Origin of the sequence: Arthrobacter sp. NPDC056493, assembly GCF_042795115.1 — a bacterium.
In the GTDB taxonomy this organism is placed as follows: domain Bacteria; phylum Actinomycetota; class Actinomycetes; order Actinomycetales; family Micrococcaceae; genus Arthrobacter.
The window spans coordinates 37,186-58,358 of sequence record NZ_JBHTSL010000008.1 but is presented as its reverse complement, the minus strand read 5'-3'; the positions used below and the strand labels follow the sequence as shown (position 1 = coordinate 58,358).

The window sequence follows — 21,173 nt, the reverse complement described above, 5'->3', positions numbered from 1 at the left end:
CTGGCGCCGGAATCCGGCGTCCGGAATGAAGCAGCACAGCCCGCAGTTGACCCCATGGCCGGCCACGCACCGGTTGCAACACACAGCACCGTTGGAGGACACATGAGCACCACTGCAGACGCCCAGCTCGAGCGCTGGCTCCGCTTCCGCAAAGGCCGCACCACCGCCCTCGCGGCCGAACATGGCTGGCTCACCCTCACATCGTTCCAGTGGCTGGAAACCGGGCCGGCCGCCGTCGACCTCGTCCCCGGACTCTGGTCAGCGGACGGTACGACGGCGGCAATCACCGCGTCAGCGTCCGACGGACTGACGCTCGTGGAGACCGGGGAACCGGTGGACGGGACTGTCACCGCACGGCTCGCGGACGAAGAGTCGCTGATGTGGGTGCAGTTCGGCGGCGCGGACGGCCGGCAGGTGGTGGTGGAACTGGCGATGCGCGCGGACAGGTATGCGGTCCGCACCCGGGATTCCCAGTCGCCGGTGTTCACCGAGTTCGACGGCGTGCCCACCTTCGATTTCCGGCCCGACCTCGCGGTGGAGGCCAGGTTCGAGGCCTACCGTGAGCCCGTGAATGTGCCCATTTCCACGGCAAACCCGCTGGTGGACGGGGTGCACCGCAGCGTCGGCGAACTGGTGTTCCGGCTGCCCGGCAAGGACCACGAGTACCGGCTCCAGGCCGAAGAGGAGAAGCTCGGCGCCCTGACCGTCACGTTCCACGACGAGACGAACGGCGACTCGACCGACGAGTGGCGCAAGGTGTCCACCGCACGCCCGCGGCCGGACGGCTCCGTGGTCCTGGACTTCAACCGTGCCATTAACTACCCCAGCGCCTTCACGCCATACGGCACCTGCCCCATGCCGGTGCGGAACAACAGCCTCGACGCCAGGATCGAGGCCGGGGAAAAACAGCCCGCCTCCTGAGCGCGAACGGTCAAGCGCGAACTGGCAGGTAATACCCTCAAAACGGAGATTTGCGGGTATTACCTGCCAGTTCGCGCTTCCCTCTGGCCGGGCAGGAGCGTCAGGCGATCGCGGACACGCCCGTGACCGCGCGGCCAACGATCAGCGTGTTGATCTCATACGAGCCCTCGTAGGTGTAGATGGCCTCGGCGTCGGCGAAAATCTTGGCCATGCGGTAGTCCGTGACGATGCCGTTGCCGCCCAGGATGGACCGGCCCATGGCCACGGTTTCGCGCATCCGCGCCGACGTGTAGGACTTGGCCAGTGCCACCTGCGCCATCCCGGCACCGTCCGCCGCAGCACCGTCCATCCCGGCACCATGCTCCTGCAGCTGCGCGATCCGGACCATCATGCCCATGCTCGCCACGGCGTTTCCCAGCATGGACACCAGCTGCTGCTGGATGAGCTGGAACCTCGCCAGCGGACGGCCGAACTGCCGGCGTTCGACGGCGTACTGCCGGGCGACGTCGAACGCCGCCAGCTGCTGCCCCACCGCCTGCCACGCCACCATGATGCGCGAACCGAGGAGCAGTTCATTGGTGTCCTCGAAACTGCCAATGCCGGCGAAGCGGTCGGCCTCGGCAACCCGGACGTCCTCGAAAACGATGTCGGCGTTCTGCACGGTGCGCAGGGCGATCTTGTTCTCGATCCGGCTGCGGCTCACCCCGGTCAGGCCGGCGTCCACGATGAAGCCGCGCACCGCGCCGTCGGCCTCGTCCCGCGCCCACACCAGCATGTAGTCGCAGAACGTCCCGTTGCCGATCCACCGCTTGGCGCCGTTCAGCACCCAGCAGTCCCCGGCGTCGTCGGCCTCTCCCGTAACGCCCGATATCCGGCGCGCCCGCGTCTCCATGCCGCCTGCCACGTCCGAACCGTGGTCCGGTTCGGTCAGGGCAAACGCGCCCGTCGTCGTGAGATCCGCGGCGTCGGCGAGATACCGGCGGCGCTGGTCCTCGGAGCCGAACCGGTAGAGCGACTCGACGAAGAGGTCGTGATGGACCAGGAAGAACGTGGCAATCGATGTGTCCACCCGCGTCATCTCCGCGATCACCAGCCCGGCGAACAGGTGGCTGTAGCCGCGCTGGGCCGGCGTGCTCAGCTCCAGGGCGGCCAGCTTGGGGAGGATGTGTGCCGGAAATTCGGCCTTGTTCCACCAGTCCCCCGCGAACGGCGCGATCTCCGCAGCCAGGAAATCCCGCAGCTCGCTCAGCTTGCGCTGCTCGGAGGTGCTGAGCAAGGACTCGTAGCCGAAAAAGTCGGCGGTGGGCAGGGTGTCGACGGCGGGCGTCGCCTGCGCTGTCCCCCCTGGTTCAGCCCTGCCCGACTTGGTGCCGCCCGCCGCCGCGCTGCCCAGGCCAGTGGCGCGAAGTCCGGTGCCGCTCACTTCGGGCCCATCCGGATGGCGCCATCGAGGCGGATGGTTTCGCCGTTGAGCATGGCGTTCTCCACGATGTGCGCAGCGAGGTTGGCGTACTCGGCGGGCCGGCCCAGGCGGGACGGGTGCGGCACCTGCCGGCCCAGTGACTCCTGCGCCTCCTGCGGCAGCCCGGCCATCATCGGGGTCTCGAAAATCCCGGGGGCGATGGTGACCACGCGGATCAGTGACCGGGCCAGTTCACGGGCCAGCGGCAGGGTCATCGCGGCCACTCCGCCCTTGGAGGCGGCGTAGGCAGGCTGGCCGATCTGCCCGTCGAACGCGGCCACCGAGGCGGTGTTGATGATGACGCCGCGCTCCTCCCCGCCGAGCTCGGTGTCTGCAGGTTCGGTGGCGGCCATCGCAGCGGCGGCCAGCCGGACCACGTTGAACGTCCCCACCAGGTTGATCTGGATGACGCGCTGGAAGTTCTCCAGCGGCAGCACGCCGTCGCGCCCCATAACCTTGCCCGGCGTGGCGATCCCGGCGCAGTTCACCACGATGCGCAGCGGGCCCAGCCCCACGGCGGCGTCGACGGCGGCCTGCACCTGATCCTCGCTGGTCACATCCGCGGGAACGAAAACCGCCTTGGGGGCTGCCGACTGCTGGTCCGCGAGGTTCTGCGGGCCGGCCGCATTCAGCTCATCGGCATACGCGGCACCCGCCGAGGAGGCGAGATCGGCGAGAACCACGGAAGCGCCGGCGTCGAACAGCCGGCGGGCCGTGGCGGCGCCCAGGCCGGATGCACCACCCGTGATGAGCGCGACGGAACCCTCGATTTCCATACATCCTCCTTGATGCGGAACCGGTCGATGCGGATCCGGATCCCGGCCGCGAACGTTAGTTAGTGAATGTTAACTGAAATGGGTGGCGGATGCACCCCCGGCCGGCGGCTCACCAGGCAGACCGTTCGGTAGGCTGGCCAGATGACCAAGCCGCATGCCGACGTCACCCCGGACGCCGCCGAGCCCGCCACCGCCTGGGCGGAACGGGCCGATGAGGCAGCACGGTCGGTCACGCACCTGTTCGGCCGGCGGCTGTTTTTCCTGCCCGGGACGCATATCGCGGCCACCGCGCGCCCCTCCGGCCGGATCGGGAACCTCCGCCGCCCGTGGCACTACTGGTGGCAGGCGCACTACCTGGACTGCCTCGTGGACGCGGGTTTTCGAGAACTCGGACGAGCCGGGCGCGGTCCGGAAAAGTTCGACGGCGCCTCCCGCCCCAGCGCCGGCCAGCTCGCTTCGCGGCTGGTCACCGGCATCCGGCTGCGGAATTTCCTGACGTACGTCAACCATTACTACGACGACATGGCCTGGCTGGCCCTGTCCACACTCCGGCTGGAGCGGCTGGCCGAAGAGAGCCGGCGGCCCAGCCCCCGGCGGCAGGAGAGAATCCGCAAGAGCCTGACGCTGCAGTTCGACTCGGCGTCCACCGACGACCTGGGCGGCGGCACTTTTTGGAGCACCCGGCGGGACTTCAAGAACACCCCCGCAACGGCCCCGGTGGCGCTTTACTATGCACGCACGGGCAACACCGCCAAGGCGCAGGCCCTGCTCGACTGGCTGGATTCGCGGCTGTTCGACCCCGCCCGAGGGCTCTACCTGGACGGGATCCGGGTCCGCAACACCGGGGAGACCGTGCTGGAGGATGCAATCTACACCTACAACCAGGGGCCAGTCCTGGGCGCCCTGCTGGAACTCGGCGGCACCGCCAACCTGGAACGCGCCGCAACCGTGGTGCGCGCAGTGGCGGAGCACCTCACCCTGCCGGCCGCCGTCACCAACGGGACAGTACCCCCGGAAAGCAAGGTTCTCCGCTGCGACGGAACGGGCGACGGCGGGCTCTTCACCGGCATCCTCACCAGATACCTGGCGCTGGCCGCCAACGACCGGCGGCTGCCGGCGGACGTCCGGACCACCGCCGCCGGCCTCGTTGCCGGCACGGCCGGCGCCCTCTGGGCCGGCCACCGACTGATCGCGGGGGGCGAACCGCTGGCCCGGCACGGACGGGCCGGGGAGCCGGTTTTCTCGTCAGACCCCCAGCGGCCGGCGAGCGACACATATCCGGCGGGCGCCGCCGTCGAACTTTCCACCCAGCTTCAGGCGTGGATGGCCCTGGAGGCAGCAGCGTCGGTGTCAGCAGCGTCAGCGGCAGCCGGCAAAGACGGCAATTAGGACACGCAACAGTTTCGTAATTGATGTGATCCTCATCACTTAATGCCCCTGTCGCTTGGTGCTTAGGTTTGGCTAACCTACAGTTTTTCGAGTGAGCTTTGCCTAACTTCCCCAGCTCACTAAGGGCCTCGCCCACGAGACTTTTGCAGAAAGAAGCACCCCGATGAAGATCCGCACCAACGCGCTGGCCGGCATCGCGATCGCCGCCACCGCAGCCCTTGGCCTCTCGGCCTGCGGCTCCAGCACCTCCCCCGCTGCCTCGTCCTCCGCTGACGCCTCCAAGGGCGAGATCACGGTCTACAACGCCCAGCATGAAAGCCTCACCAAGGAATGGGTGGACGCGTTCACCGCGGAAACCGGCATCAAGGTGACGCTCCGCCAGGGTGATGACACCGAGATGTCCAACCAGATTGTCCAGGAAGGCGCGGCTTCACCGGCGGACGTCTTCCTCACCGAAAACTCCCCCGCAATGGCGCAGGTGGAGAACGCCGGCCTGTTCGCCGACGTCAACAAGGACACGGTGGCCCAGGTTCCGGCGGAGTTCCGCCCCAGCACCAACAAGTGGACCGGCATCGCCGCGCGCTCCACCGTCCTGGTGTACGACAAGAACAAGATCTCCGAGGACAAGCTGCCCAAGTCCATGCTGGACCTGGCCAAGCCGGAGTGGAAGGGCAAGTGGGCCGCCTCCCCGAGCGGCGCCGACTTCCAGGCCATCGTCTCCGCCCTCGTTGAGCTCAAGGGCGAAGCCGCGGCCGAGGCGTGGCTGAAGGGCATGAAGGAAAACTTCACGGCCTACAAGGGCAACAGCACCGCCATGAAGGCAGTGAACGCCGGCGAGGTCGACGCCGCGCTGATCTACCACTACTACTACTACGGCGACCAGGCGAAGACGGGCGAGAACTCCAAGAACGTCACGCCCTACTACTTCAAGAACCAGGACCCGGGCGCGTTCCTGTCCGTCTCCGGCGGCGGCGTGCTGAAGTCCTCGAAGAACGCCGAGAACGCCCAGGCCTTCCTGAAGTTCATCACCGGCAAGAAGGGCCAGGAAGTCCTGCAGAAGGGCACGTCCTTCGAATACGCCATCGCTTCCGGCGTCCCCGCCAACGACAAGCTGGTTCCCATCAAGGAACTCGACGCTCCCACCGTGGACCCCGCCAAGCTGAACTCCGCGAAGGTCACCGAGCTGATGACCAAGGCAGGACTGCTCTAATTCTGTGACCACCCAAGTATCGGCGCCGGAAATATCCGGAAGCACGACGACGGCGGGCCGGGGCAAGCGCCCCCGCCCGCCTTTCGGCGTTTCCGCAGTAGGCGTCATGGCGGTGCTGATCGCCCTGTTTTCCCTCGTTCCCCTCGGCTACGTCGCGGTGATGACCGCGGCCACGGGCTGGGACACCGCCCTTGCACTGATCGTGCGCCCGCGCGTCGGTGAGCTGCTGCTCAACACCGTGCTCCTGATTCTGCTCACGGTGCCGCTCTGCCTCGTCCTGGGTGTGGGCGGCGCATGGCTCGTGGAACGGACCACGCTCCGCGGGAAGAAGGTCTGGGCCGTGCTGCTTGCGGCGCCGCTGGCCATCCCCGCGTTCGTCAACAGCTATGCGTGGGTTTCCGCGGTGCCCTCGCTGCACGGCCTGTTTTCGGGCGTGCTGATCGCCACGCTCTCCTACTTCCCGCTGGTCTACATTCCCGCCGCCGCGACGCTGAGCCGCCTGGATCCCGCCGTCGAGCAGTCTGCCGCGTCCCTGGGCCTCGGGGCCTGGCGGGCGTTTTTCCGGGTGGTACTGCCCCAGCTGCGGATCGCGATGACCGGCGGCGCGCTGCTGGTGGCGCTGCACCTGCTGGCCGAGTACGGCGCCTTCGCGATGATCCGGTTCGACACGTTCACCACCGCCATCATGGTGCAGTACCAGTCCACCTTCAACGGCACCGCAGGCACCATGCTGGCCAGTGTGCTGGTGTTCTTCTGCCTCCTGCTGCTGCTGGTCGAGGTGCGCAGCCGCGGCACGGCCCGGTACGCCCGCGTGGGATCCGGCGCGCAGGCCAGGGCCCTGCGCCTGCCCCTGCACGCCTACCAGGTGCCGGCCCAGCTGGCACTGCTCGGCCTGACCCTGCTGGCCTTCGGGCTGCCGCTGCTGTTCGTGCTCCGCTGGATCTTTGCCGGCGGAGCGGAAATCTGGGCAGCAGACGAATTCGTTCCGGCCCTGTGGCAGACCCTGCTGTACGGGCTGGCGGGCGCCGCGGCCACCACCGTTGTCGCTTTCCCGATGGCGTACCTTGCCGTCCGGCATGCCGGCTGGTTCAGCAAGGCACTGGAACTCTCCAACTACGTCACCAGCTCCATGCCGGGCATTGTGGTGGCCCTGGCCTTCGTCACCGTCAGCATCCGGCTGCTCCCGAATGTTTATCAGACGGCGGGCGTCCTGGTGGCCGCCTACATCCTCCTCTTCCTGCCGCGCGCGCTGGTGAACATCCGTGCTGGCCTGGCGCAGGCGCCCAAGGAACTGGACGAGGCAGCCCAGGCCCTGGGGACGCCCCCGCTGCTGTCCTTCATCCGCGTGACGCTCCGGCTCACCGCCCCCGCTGCCGCCGGCGGCGCGGCGCTGGTGTTCCTCGGCATCGCCAACGAACTGACGGCCACGCTGCTGCTCTCCCCCAACGGAACCCGGACCCTGGCCACCGAGTTCTGGAGCAAGAGCAGCGAAATCGACTACGCCGGGGCTGCGCCGTACGCCCTGCTCATGATCGTGATCTCGGCGCCCATGACCTATTTGCTCTTCCAGCAGTCCAAGAAAGTAGCGGGACAGTGACCGAACAATCCCCGTCCAGGCTTCCGGAACCACGGATTTCACGGTCCGTGGCGCCAAGCACCAACAGCCACCTGGAGATCGACGCCGTCACCAAGAACTTCGGCTCGCAGGCCGTCCTCAAGGGCGTCAACCTGTCCGTGGCTAAGGGCGGAACCACCGCGATCGTGGGCCCCTCGGGTTCTGGCAAGACCACCCTGCTCCGGCTGATCGCCGGCTTTGAACACCCGGGCACCGGCAGCATCTCGCTGAACGGTTCCCCGGTGGCGGGCGACGGCGTGTGGAAACCGGCGCACAAGCGCCACGTCGGCTACGTGGCGCAGGACGGTGCCCTGTTCCCGCACCTGACGGTGGGGCAGAACATCGCGTTCGGGCTCAGCGCGTCAAAGCTCGACGGCGGCCGGCGCGCGGTTAACGCGCGGGTCAACGACCTCCTCGAGATGGTGTCGCTGGACACGGCCATGGCCAAGCGCCGGCCGCACCAGCTCTCCGGCGGGCAGCAGCAGCGCGTCGCCCTGGCCCGCGCACTGGCCCGGGAACCCGAACTCATGCTGCTGGACGAGCCGTTCTCCGCCCTCGACGCCGGGCTGCGCGTCGCCACCCGGCGCGCGGTGGCCAAGGTCCTCAACGAGGCCGGGGTGACCACCATCCTCGTGACGCACGACCAGGCCGAGGCGCTCTCCTTCGCGGACCAGGTGGCTGTCATGCGGGGCGGCAAGCTGGCACAGATCGGCAACCCGTTCGTGGTGTACACCCGGCCGGCGGACCGCGCCACGGCCGAGTTCCTGGGCGACGCCGTGATCCTCGATGCCTGGATGGAAGGCTCTCTGGCCACCTGCTCGCTGGGCGGGATCCCCGTCCGGCGTCCGCCCGCGCAGGGCCGCGTCCAGCTCATGCTGCGTCCGGAGCAGATCCGGATCGCCGAGGACGGACCCATCCGCGGCGTGGTGGTGGACACCGACTACTTCGGCCCCGAAACCACCGTGCGGCTCAAGCTGGCCGTGCCGCCGAAACTGGCGGGCGCCATGCCCGACCACCGCTATCCCGGCGGCGGTGAAGTGATCACCATCCGGCACTGGAACGCGTCCATCGCCCAGCCCGGCACGGAGCTGTGCCTGCGCGTGGTGGGGGAAGCCGTGGCGTTCCCGCTCGAGTCCGACTGACCTTCGCCTGCGCCGGCCTTTAGCGTGCCGTCAGCACAGTGGCCAGCGGGGTGTACTTGAACGACTTCAGCGTCAGCGTCCCGCCGGCCGTGGCGGCGCTGACCGCCGGCTGCCCGGACTTCGGCAGCACCACCGACGTCAGGGTCTGCTCGCCGCCGTTCACGAAGACCTCCACCGAGGAATAGTCCACGAACACGGTCAGGTCCACGCTGCCCCTTTCCGGTGAGCTGCCCGGCGCGCTGCCGCCGCGGGGCGGGGCCTGCGCGCTCCTGCGGTCCGTGAAGAGCGGTCCGAGGGCTTCCGCGCCCGGGACCATGGCCGCACGGTCCACCCACGCGGTACCAGCCTCGAAGTTGTAACCCACCGTGGCATAGTCCGAACCGCCGTTGCCTAGCTTCAGCACGGCTTCCGTGCCGTCGTCGCCCGCTGCCCGTTCCAGCGTCACATCCAGCCGGTACGCTCCGCTTGAGGGCGCGGGAAGCTCGCCGGCGCCCGCCGGGGTGAGCGCCCTGGTGGCCGCGGTCCTGGCTTCACCGTCCAGCGCGGACAGGGCCGGCGTCGGAGTGGAGACGAGCGTTGGCCTGCCCTGCACGGTCTTCAGCCGGATGTCCCGGACGATCGAGTCGGCGCCGCCCTGCCAGTCGGTGGTGGGCAGTTGCCGGGCGTACGTCCAGTTGTTCATCCAGCCGATCGCGTGGCGGGACGCCATCCGTTCGTTTTCCGGGAGCCGGGGATCGTCCCAGGTGACGGCGGCATAGAAGTCGGAGCCGGCGTCGAGCCATTGGTGTTTGTCGTCTGCGGGGGTGAACGTGGTCCCGTCAAAGGTCCCGGTCCAGTAGGCAACCCCGGTGGTCCGGCCTTCCGCGGTGCCGTTCGCGCTGGCTGCCAGGACCCACGTGCGTTTGGCGGAGTCGCCGTCGACATCCAGCTGGAAGAGGTCAGGGCATTCGAGGATCCCCAGGCCCTTCCGTTCGAAGCCGGACACATAGCGCCAGTCCTTGAGGTTCTTCGAGGTGTACAGGCCGATCTTCTCCCCCTCGGCCAACGCCATGACCCACTGTCCGCGGGCCTCGTCACGGATGATTTTGGGATCTCGCCAGTGCTGCGCGCCGGGGTTGTCCATGACCGGATTCCCGTCGGCGGCCTTGAACGTGTAGCCCTTGTCCGTGGAGTAGAACAGCGACTGCCGCTGCACGCCCTTGTCCTGCTGGGTCATGACGGCGACGACGGCACCCTTGCCGAAGCCGGCGGAGTTGTCCTGGTCCACCACGGCGCTGCCGGTCTCAATGTCCCCGAGGCCGTTCTTGAACTTCTCGATGGCTACGCCTTCGTCCTTCCAGTGCACCAGATCCGTGCTGGTCACGTGGAACCATTCGGTGCCGTTCCCCTCGGGGTGGTCCGCGTTGTAGAGGTAGTAGTAGTGCCACACCCCGTCCAGCAGAAAGGGCCGCTGCGGATCGTTCATCCACTCCTTGGCAGGGGTGAGGTGGTAGGAGGGCCGGAACTGTGAGGCGCCCTCGGGCCTGCTGAACGATTTCGGGGCTGCACTCTGGGTGCCGCTGCCTTGCGTTCCGTCGCCCTGGGGTCCGGCGCCGCCCGGTGTTCCGCCGTCGTTTGAACGGCTGGCCAGGCCGATTATCGTAGCCGTGGACAGCACCAGAGCCAGGATCACCGCCAGCGCAATCCACCGCCCACGGGGGCCGAGCGTGCGTAGGGAATACCGCTGCATGTTCGCCGTTCGTATTGGAGAGTTGGCATCAATTTTAGCGCGGACGGCCTTTTGCCTACCGGCACCGTGTTCGGCAGGCTCAACCCGCGGAATTCGGCCCGGGGCGCTTCTTCTGCGGATACGGCGTCTCGCCGCGCGCCAGCATCCCGACAAATCCGGCGATCTTCCGCTCCCGGGTGGCTGCCTGCTTGACCGAGTTGGTGCGGTAGATCAGCGCGTACCGGTTCACCGAGGTCAGCACATCGAACATGGCCTGCGCCTCGGGCACGGCGGCGATGGCGGCGGCCAGATCAGCCGGGACCTCCGCCGTCGCCTGTCCCGAATAGGCGGCCTCCCAGCGGCCGTCGGCCTTGGCGGCGTCGACGGCGGCACGCCCCGGGACTGTCATTTTCCCTTCCGCTTCAAGGCGGGCCACGTGGCCCACGTTCCTTTCGGACCAGGGGCTCTTGGCGCCCCGGCGGGTCATGCGCTGGAGGTAGCTGTCGCCGTCGCGCTTCTTGACCTGGCCGTCGATCCAGCCGTAGCACAGCGCCTCGTCCAGGGCGGCGTCGTAATCGAGTTCGGTAACGTTGCCGCCTTTCTTGTGCAGGACGAGCCACACGCCGGGGCTGTCGCTGTGGTGGGATTCCAGCCACGTCCGCCAGGCGGCGGCATCGGGCACCAACAGTTCCTCGAGTTCAACGGCCATGCGCCCATTCTGCCCCGGCCGCCCCGTGATTCACCCCGGTGCCACGCGATTCAAGACGTGGCATCATGGCCATGTCGGCGCCTTTTCGGGATCCAGGTGTTTCGAGTTCGAGGAGAGAGCATGCTTCGTGTCCGCCCCATCCATTTCACGTCCCGGGTTGAACCCTGGGAGCGGCTCCTCACTGACCTGGGGATGATCAAGTCCACCGACGAGGGCTCCTGGCGGGAGTACGACGCCGGAGCGGGCCGGCTGGCGCTGCACCAGGCCGAGCCGGGCGCGGCGGAGGACGGCGTCACGCACTTTGGCGTGGAGGTCGGCGATCTCGAGGAGTTTGCCCGGCGCACCAACCAGTCCGGCGCGGAATCGGACACCTCCTCCGCCGAGCTCGTCCGGGCGGACCATGGCGACTCGTGCCGGATCACGGGCGCGGACGGCTTCAGCTTCTTCGCCGACAAGGCCGGCCACGGGGCCAACTGTGCGGATGCGGATCCGGCGCTGGCCGTGGTGGAGGTCTGGTTCAGCGAGGACGTGACAGCCGCCGCCCAGGCACTGCGGGACATCGGCGCCCGGTTCCGGCCGGTCCCGGACGACGACGAAACCGCCGATTTCACGGCCAAGAACGGCGGTGTGCTGATGGCGCGTCCAGGCACGGGCACCGCGCATGCGGGCCTGGGATTCGAGTACAGCGGGGATCTTGAGGCACTGCGGGACCGCCTCACGGTCGCGGGACACGACGTGACGCTGACCGAGGAGGCCTTCGGACGCACCCTGCATGTTGCGCACCCGGACAATGGCGGTGCGGCGGGACAGCGGGCACCCCTCTGGATCTCGGCCAGGCGCCCTTCGTAGCCCAAATCGAGTGGCGAGATCCCGTCGCTTTGACGGCCGCAAAGCGTCGGGATCTCACGCCTCGGCGGCCGGACCTGTGGCGATGGGGTAAAAATGATTCATGAACGTGCGCACCCCTGACCCCAACCCCGGCTGGCTCTCGGACGAAGATCTCTTCGAAGCCAGAGGCAGGCTCCCCATGGTCTACGTGGAGGCGGTGCCGGTCCGGCTGGATCCGCTCGGGTTCGTCAACGAGGTGGGCACGCTGCTGCAGGCGGACGAGGACGGCACTATGGTCCGGTCCCTCGTCTCCGGCCGGGTGCTCTACCGCGAGACCATCCGCGCCGCCCTCCTTCGCCACATGGAAAAGGACCTCGGCCCGCTGGCATTCCCCCAGCTCCCCATCAGCCCCGTGCCGTTCACCGTGGCCGAATACTTCCCGGCACCGTCCCACACCGGCTTCACCGACGACCGCCAGCACGCCGTCTCACTGGCGTACATCATCCCCGTGACCGGCGAATGCGACCCCCGCCAGGACGCGCTGGAGCTGACCTGGATGACTCCCCAGGAAGTGCTCAGCGACGGTGTGCAGCTGGAGTTCACCGGCGGCCGCGGCGCCCTGGTGCGGCAGGCTTTGGCCTACGCCGGGGTGGGCGCCTGACGCCCGGGAGCCCGCGCCTCCCCGACTTCGCACCCTCTCCTTTGTAGACTGTTGGGCGGACCGCAAGAGAACTTAAGGACTCCCGATGAACCACCCTGCAGCTGCCAAGACCTACCTCGAACAGCAGGCGGGCTCTCTGCGGGCGGGGGATCACCTTCTGCTGCCGGACGGTGAGCGGTCCGCGGAAATCCACTCCGTGGAGGTGGAAACCGATGATTTCGGCAGCCCCGCGATCGTCCTTGCGACCCTCACCGGCGGCGGCACGCTGCGCATCGCGGCAGGCTCGTCCGTCCGGATCCCTTCCCCGGAGACTGACGGCTTCCCCTCCCCGGAGGCCGCAGACACCGTAGCGCCCAAGACCGCTGCCGTCGTCGAAGATGGCGCAGTCGCAAACAGCGCAGCCGCAGACGGCGCCGGGACGGCGGACGGTGCCACCCAAACAGCGGACGCCCAGGCGGCCGACGCCGGCACTCCCCTTTCGGCTGTGGGGAACGAAGCAGCCGGGGGGCCCGCGCGGACGGCGCCTACCGCCGTCGTCGTACCTCCGCTGCCGTCCACCACCCCGGTGGTGATCGGTCCCGGCGCCGAAGACCTCGCACTGATCCCGGAGCCCGCCGGAACGCCCGAGTCGGTGGTGGAGGCCGTGGCGGAGGCCCATCCGGACTCCGTGGGGGTGCAACTGCTGGCCGACAAGCTGGTCAAGGGCATCAACACCAAGTCGGGCAGCTGCCTGAAGGACCTGAGCGACCTCGCGCATGAGCTGTTCATCATGCTCAAGGATGCCGAGGCGTCGCTGACGGTGGCCGACCTGCTGAATGTGCTGCCCTTCGACGGCAATCCGGGCCGCTGGGCGTCGGTGGAGGCGTCGCTCGCGCTGTCCAGCTACGTGTGCCGGCAGACGGGGCACAAGGACCGCGCCGCCGTATACGAGAAGCTGCTCCGGGCTCCGGAGAACCAGGAGACCGACCCGTTCAAGGCGCGGATGCAGGCCCGGGTCCGCCAGCGCTCACTGAACGAGCCGAACCTGTACGACAAAGAGATTTTCCGCTCCATCGACAACTCCAACCACGAGGCCGAGCGCGAGTGGCGGCAGCTGCGCCTGGAATCGCTGCTGTTCCTGCGCGCCCACGGCGGATCGCAGACCATCAGCGGGTCGGAGCTGGAGCGTCGGATTGCGAACGAGCTGGAATCTGTGCGGGGCTAAGCGGCTCTGCGTTTTTCCCCGGGGACGGCTGGCGCCGTTTTCCACCGGAAATTCCTCTAGCCCGGGTTGCGCCCCAAGTTGTAGATTCAGCCCATGACGAACAATCTCAGCGTTGTGATCAATTCGGACGCGCCACAGGTTTGGACGATGCTGCGTGAACCCTCAAAGGTCGCGCAATGGCATGGCTGGGAAGCCGACGAGCTGGCTGCGGAGATTAATGAGATCTACTTCAGCAAGAACGTGGTTGAAGGGCCGGACCACACCACGCTGACGGTCAACGGCGGCGACATCTTCGCGCTGAAGCCGGTGCCCACCGGGACCGAGGTCAGCGTCACGCGCGCCGCGATGGACCACAACTCCGAATGGGCTGCCTGGGATGAGGACATCACGCAGGGCTGGCTCACGTTCCTGCAACAGCTGAGGTTTGCGCTTGAACGGCACCCGCACGGAAAGCGCCGGACCTGCTATTTTTCCGTCCCGGGCACGGGTGGCTCCGCGATCGAGAAACTCGGGCTGAAGGATATCCCTGCCCCTGGTGAACAGTACTCGCTGACCTTGGGCACCGGCGAGGAGATCTCGGGCAGGGTCTGGTACAAAACCAACCACCAGGCGGGGCTCACCGTGGACAGCTACGCGGAGCACGGCGACGGCCTGCTGGTCGTGGCGGACCAGCCCGTGGTTCCCGAGCACAGGCCCGACGGCGGGTCGATAGTGATCCTGTCACTGTACGATCTGGGCGCCGGCAGCATGGAAACGATCCGCTCGCTGTGGGACGACTGGCGCTCTGAGAACTACCCCACATCAGAACCCATCCAGTGAAGGATCGCTACTGTTAGCTGGCACACTTGAACCGTGCCAGCCAATCCTGAACCGCCCTCCCCCTCGGCGCCGGCGCCTGCCGCCCGCCAGTCCGAGTTTTCCTTCCGCGTGGGCAAGCGGCTCCCGGAAACGTGCAGCCCCACTCCCGAACAGGAGGCCGCCAACGGAGGCGGGTTCCTCGGCCGGACGGGCACCATCACCACCCCGCACGGCGAGATCCAGACGCCGGCCTTCATCGCCGTCGGGACCAAAGCCACGGTGAAGTCCGTTCTCCCCGAGTCCATGGCCGAGCTCGGCGCCCAGGCCCTGCTGGCCAACGCCTACCATCTGTACCTGCAGCCCGGCCCGGAGATCCTCGACGAAGCGGGCGGCCTCGGCGCGTTCATGAACTGGCAGGGACCCACCTTCACCGATTCCGGCGGCTTCCAGGTGATGAGCCTCGGCTCGGGGTTCAAAAAGGTCATCGACATGAAATCGGTTGACTCCTCCGGCCCGGACGATGCGGTGGCGCCGGGCAAGGAACGCCTGGCGCACGTGGATGACGACGGCGTGTGGTTCAAGAGCCACCTCAACGGCGACCGCCACCGCTTCTCGCCCGAGATCTCCATGCAGGTCCAGCACCAGATCGGCGCGGACATCATGTTCGCGTTCGACGAGCTCACCACGCTGCAGAACTCGCGCGGCTACCAGGAGGAATCGCTCGAGCGCACGCGGCTCTGGGCTTTGCGGTGCCTGGACGAGCACTTCCGGCTCACCTCTTCCCGGGTGGGAAAGCCCTACCAGGCCCTGTTCGGAGTGATCCAGGGCGCCCAGTACGAGGACCTGCGCCGGAAGGCCTGCCGGGACCTTGGCGCCATGGACTTCGACGGCTACGGGATTGGCGGTGCCCTCGAGAAGGAGAACCTTGGCACCATCGTGCGCTGGTGCAACGAGGAGCTGCCCGAGAACAAGCCGCGGCACCTGCTGGGCATCTCGGAGCCGGACGACATCTTCACGGCCATCGAGAACGGCGCCGACACCTTCGACTGCGTCTCCCCCACGCGGGTGGCCCGGAACTCGGCGTTCTACACGCCCGATGGCCGCTTCAACCTCTCCGGCGCCACGTACAAGCGCGACTTCGGTCCGCTGCAGGACGGCTGCGACTGCTATGCGTGCCTGAACTATTCGCGGGCCTACATCCACCACCTGTTCAAAGCCAAGGAGATGCTCTCCGCCACGCTCATCTCCATCCACAACGAGCGCTTCGTAGTGAAGCTGGTGGACGACGCCCGGCTGGCGATCGACTCCGGCGACTTCTTCGAGTTCAAGGCCGAAACGCTGGGGCGGTACTACTCCTAGGGTCCCGCGCCGCGCCGCCGCCGTTTCGCCGGTTCCCTGCCCACTAGACGTCGCGGAACGTCTTGCGGGCACGGAATCGTCTAAACGGGCTGTTTCCACATAGCGGGGATAGTCTCTGGGCCTCCGATTCCAGAACGGCCATGGTGGAAACATGAACCAATCCTTAGCCGGGCTGCCCGCAGGCAAGAACCTCTGGCGCACCGAGCAACTCCTGCAGCGCGGGCTGAACTCGCGGGCGATCGCCAAACGGGTTCAGGACGGAACGCTGGTCCGGGTTCGCCGTGGCTGCTACGCACGCGGCGAATGGTGGACTGACCTGAGCTCCTCTGCCCGCCGCCGACAGCTGATCTACGCCCATGCCCATGGGACACGCACGACGTCGGCGGGAGGCTTCGTTTACAGCCACACCTCAGGTGCCAGTCTGCAGAGCCTCCACCTGTGGGGAGTCGACGATATGGTCCATCTGACCCAGGCTGGCTGCCCGTCGGGAGTTTCGCACGGGCGCGGCGTGGTGGCCCATACCCGGCGTCTGAGCAGCCGTGAGGTGACCTTTGTGAATAACCTGCCTTGCACCTCGTTGGAGCGGACTGTAGCGGACTGCTGCCTGATGTTTAACGTGCGCCAATCCGTGATTCTGATGGACCACGCCGCGCGTCTGGGGGCTGACCTACACCTGCTGCGGGACTACTGCACCGCGTCGGCGGGCCGTAACGGCGTCATGGCGTTGCGCCGGGCTCTGGAGTTGGTGGACGCCCGCTCCGAATCTGCCGGAGAGAGCCTGACCCGGGAACTCATTCACAGACTTAGGATCCCCGCGCCGGAGCTGCAATACGTGGTGCGGACGCCTTTGGGCGAACATCGGCTGGACTTTGCCTGGCCTGTACAAAGGGTGGCACTAGAGTTCGACGGTAAGACAAAGTACTTCGATTACCAGCCCACAAGCGAGGTCGTATACCAGGAGCGCCGACGAGAAAAAGCGCTCATGGAGCAGGGGTGGATTTTCGTCCGCGTCGAGTGGAAGGACCTGTTCCGGGAACAGGAGTTCAAGTACCGGCTGCTTCGGGCGTTGGATACCCCGCCCCGTTTCGACGGATCCCTGCCGGCTAGACGTTGCTGAACGTCGAACGTGCACGGTTCCGTCGAAATGGCGGCCGCCCCGCTGCAGGGACTACGCGTAGCTCGGTTAGCACCATCACCGGCCCCCGAAGTGCCGGACTCACCTGCGCGCAACTCTGGTAATGGACGACGGCGGGCTGCCGCCCCGGGGACCCAAAGGTCACCGCGGTGCCGGCCACCCGCCGTCGTGCGTTACCGCATTCATACGTAACTGAGGCAGTGCGTAACTGGAGGTCAGGCGTTGACGAAGTCGTCGTCGTCATCCTTGCGCGCGGCGCCCGTCGGGGCGCCGGACGGAGCCGTACTGGACCAGGCGTGGCCCTGCTCGCGGTCAAGGTGGCTGGTCTTCTTGTTCTTGAGCGCGAAGATGTACACCAGCAGGGACACACCGATCGCGATGGTGACGTACGTGAAGAACAGGTCCACCTGGTTCGACTTCTGCAGCGCGGCGCCGATCAGCGGAACCGTGCCGCCGAACAGCGAGTTGGCAATGGCGTAGCCAAGGCCCACGCCGAGCGCACGGATGGAGGCCGGGAAGAGCTCGGCCTTCACGAGGGCGTTGATGGAGGTGTAGCCGCCCACGATCAGGAGGCCGCCCATCATCAGCAGGAACGCGGTGAAGGGATCCTTGGTGCCGGCCAGGGAGGAGAGCAGCGGCCAGGTGAAGAGCACGCCGGTGATGCCGAACCAGAGGAGCAGCGGCTTGCGGCCCACCTTGTCGGAAATGATGCCGTAGACGGGCTGGAGCAGCATGAAGATGAACAGCGCCCAGAAGTTGATCACCGACGTGTCCGTCTTCGCGATGCCGGACGTATCGTTCATGAACTTCAGGATGAAGTTGGTGTAGGTGTAGAAGGCCACGGTGCCGCCCAGGGTCACACCGATGCAGGTCAGCAGCGGCTTCCAGTGCCGGGTAAAGAGCAGCCGCAGGGTACCGGGCTGGGCCTCGCCGGACACGGCAGGAGCCTTGGCGGCCCGGACCTGCTCCTCGGAAACGGTCTCCTCCATCGAGCGCCGCAGCCACAGCACCACCAGCGCCGCCACGCCGCCGATGGCGAACGGGATGCGCCAGCCCCACTCCTTCAGCAGGCCGTCGCCCAAGGAGTTCTGGAGGACCACCAGGACCAGAAGGGCCAGCATCTGTCCGCCCACCAGTGTCACGTACTGGAAACTGGAGAAGAAGCCGCGGCGCTTGGAGGTGGCGGCCTCGGACATGTAGGTGGCACTGGTGCCGTATTCGCCGCCCACGGAGAAGCCCTGCAGCACGCGGATGAGAATCAGCAGGACCAGGGCCCAGATCCCGATGACGTCCTGGGTGGGGAGGATGGCGATCGCGAACGAGCCCGCCGACATAAGGGTCACGCTCAGGGTCAGGGCGGCCTTGCGTCCGTTGCGGTCGGCGTAGCGTCCGAAGAACCAGCTGCCGATGGGGCGCATGAGGAACGACGTCGAGAAGACGGCCATCGCCTCAAGGCCGGCCTGCAGCTCGTCCTTTGAACTGAAGAAGTGCGACTGGAAGTACGCCGCGAAGACTGTGTAGACGTAGAGGTCGTACCACTCCACGAGGTTGCCGGCGGAGCCTTTGAGGATGTTGCCGACCGCCCGGCGGGTTTGTGCTGCTTCTGACAGTTGGGTGCTCATCAGTGAACCTTCCTGGATTCGGCGCGGCAAGTAAGCAACGCCGCCCGCCACCCTAGTGCCTGCGACCGGGGCCACCACCTGTTTTGGTCATACTGTTCATGGGCACGTCTGTTCATGGGCACAATGCGGGCGCCTCGTGGCCGGTGGCAGGATGGGGGCATGACTTCCACCGCGTTTGACTCTTCTGCCCTGGCGTCCGACGCCGCTTCCGGCACCACCGCCGCTCCCGCCGTCGTCCTGACCATCGCCGGTTCGGAGGCGACCGGCGGCGCCGGGGCCCAGGCCGACCTGAAAACGTTCCAGGAACTGGGGGTTTTCGGCATCGCCAACCTGACCTGCATCGTCTCGTTCGACCCGAAGGACAGCTGGAACCACCGGTTTGTCCCGGTGGACCAGCAGGTCATCGCGGACCAGTTGGAGGCGACGACGGCGGCGTACGGTGCCGCTTCCGGCGCACCTTCTGTGCTGGACACCGTGAAGATCGGCATGCTGGGCAGTCCGGCCACCATTTCGACGGTTGCGTCCGCGCTGGACTCGGGCTCATTCAGCAACGTTGTCCTGGACCCGGTCCTCATCTGCAAGGGCCAGGAGCCGGGCCACGCGCTGGACACGGACAAGGCACTCAAGTCGCAGATCCTGCCGCTGGCCACGTTCGTCACGCCCAACCACTTTGAGGCCGAGTCCCTGTCCGGGCTGGAGATCACCGACGTCGAATCCCTCAAGGCTGCGGCTGTCCGCATCCACGAGCTGAGCGGAGCCGCGGTCCTGGCCAAGGGCGGCGTGCGGCTGTCCGGGCCCGATGCCGTCGACGTCTTCTACGACGGCGAAACCCTTGAGGTCCTGAGCGCGCCGAAGGTCGGCGAGGTGGCCGTCTCCGGAGCCGGTTGCTCGCTCGCCGCGGCCGTGACGGCCGAGCTGGCCAAGGGTGCCTCGCCGCTGGAGGCTGCGCGGACTGCGAAGGACTTCGTGACCGCGGGCATCCGCAACCGGGTGGCCTCCGGCGCGCCGTTCGATGCCCTCTGGCAGGGCGGCCCGCGCTAAACCCGGTAGGAAACCCTTCCTCACCTTCCACACCAAAAACCGGAACCCTTCCTCAACGCGTGAGGAAGGGTTCCGGTTCTTGCTGCAGGACCTGAGGAAGGGTTGGGGGTCAGGAGCGGGGGTCGGCCACTGTTCCCATGAAGAGCGGCAGGCCGGTGTCAACGTGCACCACCTGGTAGTGGAACGGCCGGTCGAAATTGATGGCGTGGGCAGGCATCGGCGCGCCCGAAACCGCCCCGTTGAATTGCGTGGCGGCTGCCGCCACGGTTCCCTTTTCGGCCACCGTGATGTTTGCGGCCTGGGCAAGCTGGGTCAGTTGGAGTCCCGGTTGTATGGCGTTGAAGTCCTGGCTGGTGATCAGCATCTTGTCCAGTCCCAATGAGGCCAGGACCTCGCGGAGGTCGAAGCGGCTTTTGTGGTCCCAGCGCGGCAGCTGGATCTGCACCGTCTGCGGGCGAGCGCCGTCAAGGCCTTCGGCGATGTCGGCCAGTTCCGCTGCGGAGAAAGCCGGGACGCCGGGCTGCAGGTTGGAGTCCGGATTGGGTTCCGCGCCAGTTCCGGCGTCCGGCAGAACCAGGCGCATCACGAATCCTTCCGCGTACGGTAAATCGACGCCGCGCCAGCCTTTCCCCTCTGCGTAAGGCATCAAGAGCACGTTGTTCATCGTGGGCACCATGACCTGCTCGCCGCCGGCCTTGGTGAACAGGGTGTCCGACGTGTCGACGGGGTCGAACGGCTCCTGCCAGGCCGCGGCGAAGTACAGGACGTTGAGCAGGCTGAACGTGTTGCGGACGTCGTAGTCCGCCGGCGCCTGCGTGATCCGCCCACCCGTGTTCTTGCTCACCCAGGTGTCAATGGCGGGCTTCGTGGCCGCAGCGTTCGCGAAGTCCACGGGATACACACCCGTTCCGTAGTGCCTGGCCAGCGTGCTGAGAAACCCGGCCGGTGGGCACGTCCTTGTCCACGAACATTCCGTTGACGGCATGCATCACAGGCTTCCGCGGCGGGTTCTCCTCGTCCACGGTGCCGGGGTCTCCGTCGAACGTCGCGAGGGACGCGAGCAGCGCATTCATGGCCTCGTCGCGCCCGTTTTGCGGAAGACCGAGCACGCGGTCCATCTCGGCAGCCGTTTCCCCCGTTGCGCCGGCCCGAAGCATCGCCAGGGCAACCAGCACGCTTCCGGGCGAGGACACCACGTTCCCACCTGAACCGTTACCACCGTCGGCCAGCAGCGCCTCACCCAGGCCAAAAGCGGACTCCCGGAAAGCACGGAATTCAGACGCGTAAGCCCTTCCGTCCACCGAAACGCGCTCCACGCCGTCGGCCTTCAACATTTCCGGCACCGGCGCCGAACATGCCGTGGCAAGCGCCACAGCGGCCGAGGCCGCCACCATTTTGGCCATGCGAATCCTGTTCATTGCAGTCCTCGGCTCGTCCGGAGAACACCGTATGTCCACAGTCAAGCACCGGGCGCTGACAGTATCGATGCCTGCACGGTCACGGCTTGTTGACGTTTTGGTCTCACATTTCCGATGCTCTCTCACATTCCGCAACGTTTTCGGCAACGCTCTCTCACCCAGAGCGGCGTATTCT

19 protein-coding genes are annotated in these 21,173 nt (G+C 67.1%); 12 read left to right on the top strand and 7 right to left on the bottom strand.

The window, feature by feature from the left end:
• Nucleotides 1-102: 102 nt before the first annotated feature.
• Nucleotides 103-921 (top strand): DUF1684 domain-containing protein, encoded by an 819-nt coding sequence (locus ACFQ50_RS05480; protein WP_377994506.1) that lies wholly within the window; start codon nucleotides 103-105, stop codon nucleotides 919-921.
• Between the two features lie 100 nt (nucleotides 922-1,021).
• On the opposite strand, the gene ACFQ50_RS05475 is transcribed toward ACFQ50_RS05480, so the two are convergent.
• Both ACFQ50_RS05475 and ACFQ50_RS05470 read right to left on the bottom strand, forming a co-directional pair.
• Nucleotides 1,022-2,230 (bottom strand): acyl-CoA dehydrogenase family protein, encoded by a 1,209-nt coding sequence (locus ACFQ50_RS05475; protein WP_377994576.1) that lies wholly within the window; start codon nucleotides 2,228-2,230, stop codon nucleotides 1,022-1,024.
• A 110-nt stretch (nucleotides 2,231-2,340) separates the two neighbouring features.
• Entirely contained in the window at nucleotides 2,341-3,159 is an 819-nt protein-coding gene (locus tag ACFQ50_RS05470; protein ID WP_377994505.1) for an SDR family NAD(P)-dependent oxidoreductase, read from the bottom strand.
• 141 nt (nucleotides 3,160-3,300) lie between these two features.
• On the opposite strand from ACFQ50_RS05470, the gene ACFQ50_RS05465 reads away from it, so the two are divergent.
• The 4 genes from ACFQ50_RS05465 to ACFQ50_RS05450 all read left to right on the top strand — a co-directional run bounded on the left by ACFQ50_RS05465 (nucleotide 3,301) and on the right by ACFQ50_RS05450 (nucleotide 8,515).
• Nucleotides 3,301-4,548 carry a glycoside hydrolase family 76 protein gene (locus ACFQ50_RS05465; protein WP_377994504.1) on the top strand — a complete coding sequence of 416 codons (1,248 nt, stop codon included), beginning with the start codon at nucleotides 3,301-3,303 and terminating at the stop codon, nucleotides 4,546-4,548.
• A gap of 163 nt (nucleotides 4,549-4,711) precedes the next feature.
• Nucleotides 4,712-5,758 carry an iron ABC transporter substrate-binding protein gene (locus tag ACFQ50_RS05460; protein WP_377994503.1) on the top strand — a complete coding sequence of 349 codons (1,047 nt, stop codon included), beginning with the start codon at nucleotides 4,712-4,714 and terminating at the stop codon, nucleotides 5,756-5,758.
• 4 nt (nucleotides 5,759-5,762) lie between these two features.
• Nucleotides 5,763-7,355, top strand: a complete 1,593-nt coding sequence (locus ACFQ50_RS05455; protein WP_377994501.1) for an ABC transporter permease — start codon at nucleotides 5,763-5,765, stop codon at nucleotides 7,353-7,355.
• Nucleotides 7,352-8,515, top strand: coding sequence for an ABC transporter ATP-binding protein (locus tag ACFQ50_RS05450; protein ID WP_377994499.1), 1,164 nt, complete (start codon nucleotides 7,352-7,354; stop codon nucleotides 8,513-8,515). The genes ACFQ50_RS05455 and ACFQ50_RS05450 overlap by 4 nt, the downstream gene beginning before the upstream one ends.
• Before the next feature lie 19 nt (nucleotides 8,516-8,534).
• Here the strand turns inward: ACFQ50_RS05450 and ACFQ50_RS05445 are convergent, their stop codons facing one another.
• Nucleotides 8,535-10,244 (bottom strand): glycoside hydrolase family 32 protein, encoded by a 1,710-nt coding sequence (locus ACFQ50_RS05445; protein ID WP_377994497.1) that lies wholly within the window; start codon nucleotides 10,242-10,244, stop codon nucleotides 8,535-8,537.
• A gap of 79 nt (nucleotides 10,245-10,323) precedes the next feature.
• Entirely contained in the window at nucleotides 10,324-10,932 is a 609-nt protein-coding gene (locus ACFQ50_RS05440) for a YdeI family protein (protein WP_377994495.1), read from the bottom strand.
• A gap of 120 nt (nucleotides 10,933-11,052) precedes the next feature.
• Between ACFQ50_RS05440 and ACFQ50_RS05435 the strand changes: the two genes are divergently transcribed.
• The 6 genes from ACFQ50_RS05435 to ACFQ50_RS05410 all read left to right on the top strand — a co-directional run bounded on the left by ACFQ50_RS05435 (nucleotide 11,053) and on the right by ACFQ50_RS05410 (nucleotide 16,899).
• Entirely contained in the window at nucleotides 11,053-11,781 is a 729-nt protein-coding gene (locus tag ACFQ50_RS05435; protein ID WP_377994494.1) for a VOC family protein, read from the top strand.
• A 100-nt stretch (nucleotides 11,782-11,881) separates the two neighbouring features.
• Entirely contained in the window at nucleotides 11,882-12,421 is a 540-nt protein-coding gene (locus ACFQ50_RS05430; RefSeq protein ID WP_331571980.1) for an NUDIX hydrolase family protein, read from the top strand.
• An 85-nt stretch (nucleotides 12,422-12,506) separates the two neighbouring features.
• Nucleotides 12,507-13,625 carry a DUF6707 family protein gene (locus tag ACFQ50_RS05425; protein ID WP_377994492.1) on the top strand — a complete coding sequence of 373 codons (1,119 nt, stop codon included), beginning with the start codon at nucleotides 12,507-12,509 and terminating at the stop codon, nucleotides 13,623-13,625.
• A gap of 93 nt (nucleotides 13,626-13,718) precedes the next feature.
• Nucleotides 13,719-14,444, top strand: a complete 726-nt coding sequence (locus ACFQ50_RS05420; protein WP_377994490.1) for an SRPBCC domain-containing protein — start codon at nucleotides 13,719-13,721, stop codon at nucleotides 14,442-14,444.
• 33 nt (nucleotides 14,445-14,477) lie between these two features.
• A complete protein-coding gene (gene tgt, locus ACFQ50_RS05415; RefSeq protein ID WP_377994488.1) occupies nucleotides 14,478-15,782 on the top strand; it encodes a tRNA guanosine(34) transglycosylase Tgt in 1,305 nt (434 codons plus the stop codon).
• Between the two features lie 151 nt (nucleotides 15,783-15,933).
• On the top strand, nucleotides 15,934-16,899 hold the full coding sequence (locus ACFQ50_RS05410) for a type IV toxin-antitoxin system AbiEi family antitoxin domain-containing protein (RefSeq protein ID WP_377994486.1): 966 nt from the start codon (nucleotides 15,934-15,936) through the stop codon (nucleotides 16,897-16,899).
• A gap of 233 nt (nucleotides 16,900-17,132) precedes the next feature.
• On the opposite strand, the gene ACFQ50_RS05405 is transcribed toward ACFQ50_RS05410, so the two are convergent.
• Nucleotides 17,133-18,539, bottom strand: a complete 1,407-nt coding sequence (locus ACFQ50_RS05405) for an MFS transporter (protein WP_377994485.1) — start codon at nucleotides 18,537-18,539, stop codon at nucleotides 17,133-17,135.
• Between the two features lie 159 nt (nucleotides 18,540-18,698).
• Here ACFQ50_RS05405 and ACFQ50_RS05400 point away from each other — a divergent pair, with 159 nt between their 5' ends.
• Entirely contained in the window at nucleotides 18,699-19,580 is an 882-nt protein-coding gene (locus ACFQ50_RS05400) for a hydroxymethylpyrimidine/phosphomethylpyrimidine kinase (RefSeq protein ID WP_377994484.1), read from the top strand.
• A gap of 109 nt (nucleotides 19,581-19,689) precedes the next feature.
• Here ACFQ50_RS05400 and ACFQ50_RS05395 read toward each other — a convergent pair whose 3' ends face one another.
• Both ACFQ50_RS05395 and ACFQ50_RS05390 read right to left on the bottom strand, forming a co-directional pair.
• Nucleotides 19,690-20,481, bottom strand: coding sequence for a serpin family protein (locus ACFQ50_RS05395; RefSeq protein ID WP_377994482.1), 792 nt, complete (start codon nucleotides 20,479-20,481; stop codon nucleotides 19,690-19,692).
• Nucleotides 20,432-20,998 carry a serpin family protein gene (locus ACFQ50_RS05390; RefSeq protein WP_377994481.1) on the bottom strand — a complete coding sequence of 189 codons (567 nt, stop codon included), beginning with the start codon at nucleotides 20,996-20,998 and terminating at the stop codon, nucleotides 20,432-20,434. Before ACFQ50_RS05390 ends, ACFQ50_RS05395 begins: the two co-directional genes overlap by 50 nt.
• Nucleotides 20,999-21,173: the final 175 nt, after the last annotated feature.